Source organism: Candidatus Binatus sp., assembly GCF_030646925.1.
GTDB lineage: Bacteria > Desulfobacterota > Binatia > Binatales > Binataceae > Binatus.
The window spans coordinates 22,797-31,073 of record NZ_JAUSKL010000007.1 but is presented as its reverse complement, the minus strand read 5'-3'; the positions used below and the strand labels follow the sequence as shown (position 1 = coordinate 31,073).

The following is an 8,277-nucleotide window of genomic DNA, read 5'->3' as shown; positions in this document are numbered from 1 at the left end:
ACATCCTCGGCTGGCAGGGTGCGCGAGCGCACTCTATCCCTCAGTTCCTTGCGCTCCCTCGGGGCCAATCCAAGCTCTCCATCAAGCATCCCTTACGATACACTAACCCGATACCAATGTCACTGTTACAGGCCACTAGTCGTCCCCTTCCCTCAGATGGCTCGACAGTATCGGCGATCGCGCCGCGCGCGCCAACCGTAATCGATTGACCATTCACTTCCCGACTCCAAGCCGTCCATCTTCTCTCCTCCTGCCGCGTCGCCAATCAACACCAATCGATCTGAAGTTGGCCGGGTCGCGCTGCGCGCCATCGGACCCGCGCCTCTAGCTCCTGCTCCGCCGCTACGATCGCAGCCGCCAAGCCCGCCGGACCGCCGCCCACGACGACGACGTCCCACAGGTCGCGCGCGCGGCCAACTAACGCGCTAACCGCTAACGAACTACTCATCGCAATACGTCATTTGTGTTTTCTGATTTTCGAAACGCATTCTCTTCTAAAAGGCGAGATGCCCTCGACGCGGATTGCCAATCTTATAAAGAACTCGAACTCACTAACAGATAGATAATCTCGAATTTAATCTCCGAAACCTTGACAGTGATGATCACTGTCAATTCCGCCGGCTGGTTGCACCGCCGCTCGCTAATCGACACACTGGGGCAGTGGGTACTTGGGCCGACCGAATTCTTAGCCACCTTCATCGGACCCCCGCTTCTAACAAGCTGGAGTACGAATCGACGCGATGAAAATCGCCAGCGTCAGCAGTTCCTTTCCCGCGACCCGCTATCATCAAAGCACCGTCACCGAAGCCTTCCGCAATTATTGGGGCAAGCGCCTCGAGAACCCCGAACTCTTCGAGCGCATCCACTCCCGCACCGGCGTTCAATATCGTCACTTCGCTTTGCCGATTCCCGAGTACGAGCAATTGCAAAACTTCGGTCGCTCGAATCGGGCCTGGATGCAGGTCGCGCAGGAACTTGGCGAACAAGCTCTCGATCGCGCGCTCATCGCAAGCGGCGTCGAGCGTAGCGATCTCGATGCCCTGTTCGTGGTGTCCGTCACCGGTATCGCAAGTCCTTCGCTCGACGCGCGCCTGATCAATCGGATGAGGCTCCGCAACGACCTCAAGCGCACGCCGATCTTTGGCCTTGGATGCGTCGCGGGGGCCACCGGTCTCACTCGCGCCGCCGATTACGTGCGCGCCTATCCCAATCAAACCGCGGCGCTGCTATCCGTCGAACTGTGCTCGCTCACGATGCAACTCGACGACCTCACGATGCCGAACTTTATCGCCACCGGCCTGTTCGGCGACGGTGCCGCAGCCGCGATCGTCGTCGGCAGCGAGCGTGCGTCCGATCGGCAATCCGGCGGACCCACGATTCTCGCGACGCGCTCCGTCTTTTATCCAGACACCGAAGAGATCATGGGATGGGACATCACCGAGAAAGGATTCAAGCTCGTGCTGTCGGCGGAGTTGTCCGACTTGATACGAGCCCGGCTGCTTCAAGATGTCGATGGATTCCTCGGCGACCACGGCCTCCGTCGCGGCGACATCGGCAATTGGGTGATTCACACCGGCGGCCCGAAAATCCTGCAGGCAATCCAGGAAACGCTCGAGCTCGACGATCGAGCGCTGGAACTATCGTGGGACTCGCTCGCGCGCTTCGGCAATCTCTCGTCGGCGTCGATTCTGCTGGTGCTCGAGGACACGATCAGCCGGCGTCGTCCGGCGGCGGGCACGCTCGGCCTGATGCTCGCGATGGGCCCCGGCTTCTGCTCCGAACTGCTCCTGGTCCGCTGGTAGCTATCTGTCCGCACGCCTTCGCCTGCCTCTGACGGGCGCGCCGTTCCCCCAACTCGCATTGATAGTGGGTTCGATGTTTCACGTGAAACCTGATCGCCGTTTGTTCGATTTACGACTAAGTCTAGTGGTTAGCTTGTGTAATCTCCCAGTTATGGATCGAGATAAGAAAGCGCTAACCGCAGATTCGAGGAATTGCGCCGATTCGGAAAAGGGCGGCCTCCGCCTTTTGGGTAGTTTTGGGGCAGCGGACGCCCGATTGCTTGTTCGGCATAAAGGGGAGTCTCGACGACAGGGAGCGTCCATTCTGGCAAGATCGCGCGGCGGAGCGTACAAGTTACCGGAACATTATGAGTCAGGTGGTCATCGAGAACCCGATCATCAACTCGCCGTTCGACGAGCCAACCTGCCATTTTCGATTCGGTGAGGATGGAATTACTGACGAGAAAGTCGATGGACGGCGAACCAGTTCGTATTCGCTCGGCATCAGCCCCGGGAACGCGCTCAGCAGGCCGCGCGCCTAGAAGCTACCGACTTGACGAATCGCTGCTTATAATCTCCATTCTATCAGCATGCAATTCATCACACAGCCGTTTGGAGAGGCGCGCCTTGGAGAGTTCCTTCTCGGCCATCTTGCCGACCCGCAATGGACGATTTTCCGGGCTGCAATTGCATTCGTGAAGCGTTCGGGAACGCAGTATGTCCGGCAGGCTCTTCGAGAGTTTAGCGGAAGGGCGCAGGTCAGAATTTCGGTTGGCATCGATCTGTACGGCACGTCGAGGGAAGGACTGAGCGACCTTCTGGAAGCGACGGCAGGCGGACAGCTTTTCGTTTACCGGAATAACGGGCCGTACACGTTTCATCCGAAGGTTTACGTATTCAAGTCACCGCGACGCGCCGATGTCCTTGTTGGCTCAGGCAACCTGACAGGTGGTGGACTGTTCACCAACTACGAGGCGTTCCTGGCAGCTTCACTTGACCTCGCCATGCCCGAGGACGCGGCATTTCTGCAAATCGTCGAAGCGACCCTAAATGTCTGGTCTCAACCGCAACAGGGTGTCTGCTATGCTCTGACGCCGGAATTGCTGGAACAGCTCGTCGCATCTGGCCTAGTGCGGTCGGAAGCGGAATTGGCGGCAATGCAGCAGGCACGCACTCCAGCCCCACAACCCGCAACAGCTCCACCGACTGCGGGAAGTCCTTCCGGGGAAACGATGGCACCGGCCGCGGCGCCGCTCTTCATCTCGGTCGTCGTTCCCCGACCGCCCACCATCGCTGCGCCGCAGGTCGAAACAGTCGAAGCGGAAATTGTGGCGGAAGCGGCTGAATCAGCCTCGGCTGCGGTGATTCCGCCGCCCGGTATCGTTCCGTTGCAGGTCGGCGGCGCGAGTTGTTTCGTAATGATTTTGCAAAACACCGATGTCGGCGTTGGGCAAACCACCAAGGGCACGGCTCGTCGATCGCCAGAGGTATTCATACCGCTGGCGGCTTTGGACCAAAACCCGGCTTTCTGGACATTCCCGGATCTGTTTACCGCCGATGTTCGATGGAACAATACTCACCCCGCAAGCAGGCGCAACGGATTCGGGAAAATGGACCGCATGAAGGTGCCTATTCGTATCGGCGTCATCCAGTCCGTAAGGATGTCCTTCGGTCCGAGGAAGGGCGATTTCCGGCTTGGCAATGAAGCCCTGCGGAGTGCCGGGAAGGTCGGCGACATTCTTCTCGTGCGCCGGGTCGATCCGGTCAACGGTTTTGAGTACGACATCCAGGTCGCTCCGCAAGGATCGCCGCTGTTTGAGCAACTCGCGCCGTTCTGCAATACGCAAGTGGCAAACTCGCCGAAGCGGTTCGGGTATTTCTAGGCCGAGGTTCTGAAGCAGAGGATTTCTTCCGAAGCCACGGCGTTCCTCTTGAAGATGTCGCGGGAAACAAGCATCTCCATCGGAATGCGCTTTTCGCACTTCATGCCGACCGCCGAGGCGATGTCCACGAGTAGGCTCGCGGTCTCGATCTCGACTCTCTCGCCGCCGGCTATCGTGTGATTGTTGCCTATCACAACGTAGGCGGGGCTACCGGCCCGAAGGACTGCCGTGATCCCTTCGAAAACCTGTTGCATGTCGATGAAATACTTAGTGAGGAGCCCCGGGAGATTACGGCGGCGGAAACCGACTTCGATCTGCGAATTCAACGTGCTGACTTTTTGAATGAGCGCGGATACGGACCTCGGGAGATTCTTTTTTTTGCTCCCGAAGAGCTTCCAATACATCAGGCGCTGTCCTTCGCTAATCTCCCGGTTGCCGATCATGTGCTGGTCACGCCGCCGGTGGTCGGGACGCGACAACAGTCCGAGATAGGAGAGACTCAATCGGTCGGTATCGAGGTAGGGCAACGCCGTAGCGTAGGGCGGGGACGTGATAATCGTGTGAATTCTTCCCTTCCATCGGCTCCACGCGGAAGCCAGGGTCCGAGCGTCGCCTTCGGCGATGTCAAATGAGCCAGAAGGCGTTTCCTTGTTGTGATAGAGGAAAGCCAGCACAACACGAACCGAGCGGCCCAGCTCCTCGAGGAATTCCCGGATCGGATCGATTTCGGCGTCGATGCGGACTTCCTTGCGGACTCTGAGGTCGTCGTCCTTTTGCCATGAAATGCTACGGACGATATTGCTCAAGCAGAGCCAGAAGAAATCGCGGACTCGCTTGTCCGATACCTGTATCGCTCTCGCTGCCTGATCTAAGTCTTGCAGGACCTGTTCGGAAAACCATCCCGATAGGTACTCCTGATCACGGGCCGGCAAGGAGCCAAAATACGTGAGGCGTCCGTTCCTCTTACCCGCTGGCCGTAGCAGCTGGCCGCGAATGCTCTCGTAGGCCGAAACCAAGAACTCGGGTTCGACGGAAAGTAGAGAACACTTAACGCGAGTCATGAGAACCGACAACGGGTTCAAGTCGAGCCCGAGCGCCTGATAGTCACCCAGGACGGCTTCAACGGCGCTGGTTCCGCTACCGCACATGGGGTCCGCCACAATTCCGCGCTTCGGCACACCGGCAATGTTGATGAGGGACCGGACGAGCTGAGGGAAGAACTTCCCGCGGTACTCGTGAATTCCGTGAGTGCCATAGCGCAAACATCTGCGGTTTGGCAACGCTATCTCGTCCGCTAACAGGAGTTGCGGGATTTCGCTGGTGGGCACGCCATTGCGCACGACATTGACAGTTCGCTCGCGCAAGACCTGAGTTGTGAGATACGGATGTTCGGCCTCGATGACCTCCCAATAAGCCAGGTGCCGGGCCAATACGACTGCCTTGACTACGGGCGGTAGGGAAAAAAGGACGGGATCTCCGGCCTGTTGGTCAACGGGGATCGGGTCTGAATGGGCAAGGGCTCTGAGTTCGGCCAAGGCCAGAGTGCGCTCGAACGGCTGGATGTATGCCTTCATTCTGCAAACGAGCGGTTGCCTCATCAGATCGCCCCGCGGTTCTGAAGGATCAGAATTTTTTCTTCCTTGATCTTGCCGATCACCGGGTTGAACGCTTTTTTGGTCGTCTGGAGGCGACGGGTGGGGCGTGCAACTTCGCTAAACCCTTCGCAATGCCCTGCCGCCGCGATTAAGTCGGCGTTGTTCACACGTTCTCGCCTAATGGTGGAATCACCAACGACAAAACAGGCAAAGCCACCGGGCTTCAAACGATCCCGAAGCCAGTTAAGGATCGTTCGCATTTCGTTCTGGAACGTTTGAGCTGTGGCGCCGTTCGGACCCTTGGCGCTGTACTTGCGGTGGCTCCCGATCTCCTGCCTTTTGAACTTTGGCTGGTCCATGCCAAGCCAGACCATGCGGGTCATGTGATAGAGGTGATAGCTAAAAGCATTCGGGTATGGGGGCGAACACACCATAAGGTCGAATGACCGGCTTGGGGGCTGCTCAAGGATATTGGCATGGACCACTTGGCAGCTTAAGTCTGGACGGATGCGCCCGCTGAACTCGTCGACTGCGATCAAGGCGGACTTTAGCGCGCGCGCAAACCGCGTCATCGTTTCGCCGGGAACGACATTTTTTTCGCGTCGTACATACCGTGTGTCGGAATCCTGTTTGGAGGATACGACGACGATCGAAGAGAATGCCACCAAGCCAACCGTGCGCGCCGATTCGGTTGGCAAAGCCTTGCACCATGAAAGGATTTCGGCGAGTTCCTCGACGACGAACGGCTCGAACCAGAAACCGAGCGTCTCTCCGCTTGGGCGGGGAGCCGCCGAAATAAACACCTCCGATGGATGAAAGAGGGTCTTCCCCGCGTTGGCGACCTCATATGCCTGATCCTCGCTTTTCGCAACGAGGGACCGAAGGTTCGCCTTGTCGCCCGGAGCAAATCGCGTCGTCTTGGCCTTCGTAATCAAGCACGCGAGCGGATTGGCGTCGAACCCGATCGCATTCCGGTTGAGGATGAGAGCTTCAACGAGCGTCGTTCCGCTGCCGCAAAATACGTCGGCTACAGTATCGCCTTCGCTGGACAGTTCCCGGATCAGCACATCAGGAATCTGCGGAATGAACTTTGCCGGATATGGGTGCAGACCATGAGTGAGGTATCCGGTCTCGCTGTCCGTGAAATCGAAGTCCGCGTGGTGCAGCTGGGTGGCGTTGAAGCGCCGTGCGTCTGTCCCCTCGCCTGTATAAATCTTTGCCACCACTATCCCTTGCGTTTTCTCCCACACTTCAGCGCAGACTTTCCACCAATCAACACGCGCCCTAACTGCCCTTCGCGTTGCTGAACAGCGGCCATTGATCGGCGACGTATTTTTCAACGGCCTCGCGCACGACCCAGGCAATCGAAACCTTTTTCTTTTGCGCAAGGTCTTTGACCGTTTTGTATATTTCGGGCGGGAAGCTCACGGATGCCCGTGGCATTACCGCATATAGTGCCTTCCTTCCCCGATGCTTCTTCGGTGGCATACGAACTCACTACTCCATGCACCACCGTACACCACAACGGTGCATACAACAACAGAGCAGTCGTAGGAAACAGGGGCACCCTTGGGCGCGGCAGATCAAGCCGAAGCAGTAATCCGCAATCCCCGGTCGCGCGGAAGGTTGGACTGCTGAGTATCAAAACAGTGGGCGACCTTCATGCTGCGGGAGGAGCGGCGGCGGGCGCTCATAGCGGGCGAGGCAAAGAAAAATCGGGCTCGGACGGACTTAGATCACCTTCTCCGAGCGGAGGGAGGAGAGGTCGTCGGGCGAGAGGCCGAGGAGGGAGCCGTAGATGCGATCGTTGTCGTGGCCGACCGGCACTGAGCCGCGCACTATTTTGCCCGGCGTTAGCGAGAACTTCGGCGCGATGCCGATGCCCTTCACGTCGCCGACCTGCTCGTCGCGCCACTTCACATGCATCTCGCGCGCGCGATACTGCGGGTCTTCGGCGATGTCTTTGCTCGTCATGATCGGCGCGCACGGGACCTTACCCTCAGACATCGCGTGCACGACTTCCTTGACGGTGCGCTCCGCGATCCATCCGCGCAGAATCGCGTCGAATTCGATCCCTTCGATTGATTCAAGCTGCGTCCGCGCGGATTCCCATTTTGGATCATCCGGGTCGAGGCCGATCACGGTGAGCAGACGTTTGTACACGTCGCTGAGCGCGCCCATCACGATCCATCCGTCGCTCGCCTGGAAGCTGTCGAGCGGCTGAAAGCCCTGCGCGCGATTGCCCGAGCGCTCGCGGACGACGCCCGCCTCGAAATACTCGAGCATCGTGCCGCCCATCGTTTTGTGAATCGCCTCGTATTGCGCGACGTCGATCGCTTGCCCCTTGCCGGTCGAGCGCGCGTAAGTGAGGCCCGCGAGCGAGGACCACATCGCGAAGAGCGCGGTGAGATAATCGCCGGTCCAGGGCGCGGCGCGCGTCGGCGGCACCGGATCGGGAAAGCCGGTTTGATACATCATGCCGGCGACGGCCTGCCCGACGATGTCATACGATGGGCGCGCGACGTAGTCGGGATCGCCGCTCTGGCCGTAGCCGGAGACGTGAGTGATCACCAGCCTGGGATTGACTTTCCAGACCGCGGCGTCGTCGAGATTCCACTTGGAATAGGTGCCGGGCTTGGAACTTTCCATCCAGATGTCGGCGCGGGCAACAAGTTTGAGGAAGAGGTCGCGGCCGCGCGGTTTCGACAAATCGAGGGTGACGCAGAAGACGTTGCGCCGTTCCTGAATCCAGGTGGTCGCGACCGACGCGGCGCCGTCTTTCGATTTGAGCTTGATGCCGATATTGCGCCATCCGATGTCGCCGATACCGGGGCGCTCGATCTGAATCACTTCGGCGCCCATCTCGGCGGCCAACTCGCCGGCGAAAGGTTGCGCGATCAACGTGCCGGTTGAAACGATCTTGACGCCCTGCAGCGGTCCGAATTTCTCAGCGAGAAGAGTGTCGTTGGCCATGAATGCTCCCATCTGTGCAATTCGATGATTCGCGATTCGACGATT

General features: G+C 58.8%; 8 protein-coding genes. 3 read left to right on the top strand and 5 right to left on the bottom strand.

The genetic code is table 11. The features are described from left to right. Positions 1 to 265 precede the first annotated feature (265 nt). Complete coding sequence (locus Q7S58_RS00755; protein ID WP_304819785.1) at positions 266 to 448, bottom strand: FAD-binding protein; 183 nt, start codon at positions 446 to 448, stop codon at positions 266 to 268. 292 nt (positions 449 to 740) lie between these two features. Here Q7S58_RS00755 and Q7S58_RS00750 point away from each other — a divergent pair, with 292 nt between their 5' ends. The 3 genes from Q7S58_RS00750 to Q7S58_RS00740 all read left to right on the top strand — a co-directional run bounded on the left by Q7S58_RS00750 (position 741) and on the right by Q7S58_RS00740 (position 3,664). Then, the gene (locus Q7S58_RS00750) at positions 741 to 1,802 is read left to right on the top strand and encodes a type III polyketide synthase (RefSeq protein WP_304819783.1); all 1,062 of its coding nucleotides are present in this window, start codon (positions 741 to 743) and stop codon (positions 1,800 to 1,802) included. A 347-nt stretch (positions 1,803 to 2,149) separates the two neighbouring features. Next, positions 2,150 to 2,323, top strand: a complete 174-nt coding sequence (locus tag Q7S58_RS00745; protein WP_304819780.1) for a hypothetical protein — start codon at positions 2,150 to 2,152, stop codon at positions 2,321 to 2,323. A 48-nt stretch (positions 2,324 to 2,371) separates the two neighbouring features. Then, positions 2,372 to 3,664 carry a hypothetical protein gene (locus tag Q7S58_RS00740; protein ID WP_304819778.1) on the top strand — a complete coding sequence of 431 codons (1,293 nt, stop codon included), beginning with the start codon at positions 2,372 to 2,374 and terminating at the stop codon, positions 3,662 to 3,664. Here Q7S58_RS00740 and Q7S58_RS00735 read toward each other — a convergent pair. The 4 genes from Q7S58_RS00735 to Q7S58_RS00720 form a co-directional block, all read right to left on the bottom strand. Then, positions 3,661 to 5,238, bottom strand: a complete 1,578-nt coding sequence (locus tag Q7S58_RS00735; protein ID WP_304819776.1) for a hypothetical protein — start codon at positions 5,236 to 5,238, stop codon at positions 3,661 to 3,663. The two genes, Q7S58_RS00740 and Q7S58_RS00735, sit on opposite strands and share 4 nt — an antisense overlap. Before the next feature lie 23 nt (positions 5,239 to 5,261). Beyond that, positions 5,262 to 6,599, bottom strand: coding sequence for a DNA methyltransferase (locus Q7S58_RS00730; RefSeq protein WP_370655430.1), 1,338 nt, complete (start codon positions 6,597 to 6,599; stop codon positions 5,262 to 5,264). Then, entirely contained in the window at positions 6,544 to 6,747 is a 204-nt protein-coding gene (locus Q7S58_RS00725) for a CopG family transcriptional regulator (protein WP_304819772.1), read from the bottom strand. Before Q7S58_RS00725 ends, Q7S58_RS00730 begins: the two co-directional genes overlap by 56 nt. A 243-nt stretch (positions 6,748 to 6,990) precedes the next feature. Next, positions 6,991 to 8,232: a CaiB/BaiF CoA-transferase family protein gene (locus Q7S58_RS00720; protein WP_304819770.1), complete on the bottom strand. Its 1,242-nt coding sequence runs from the start codon at positions 8,230 to 8,232 to the stop codon at positions 6,991 to 6,993. Positions 8,233 to 8,277 lie beyond the last annotated feature (45 nt).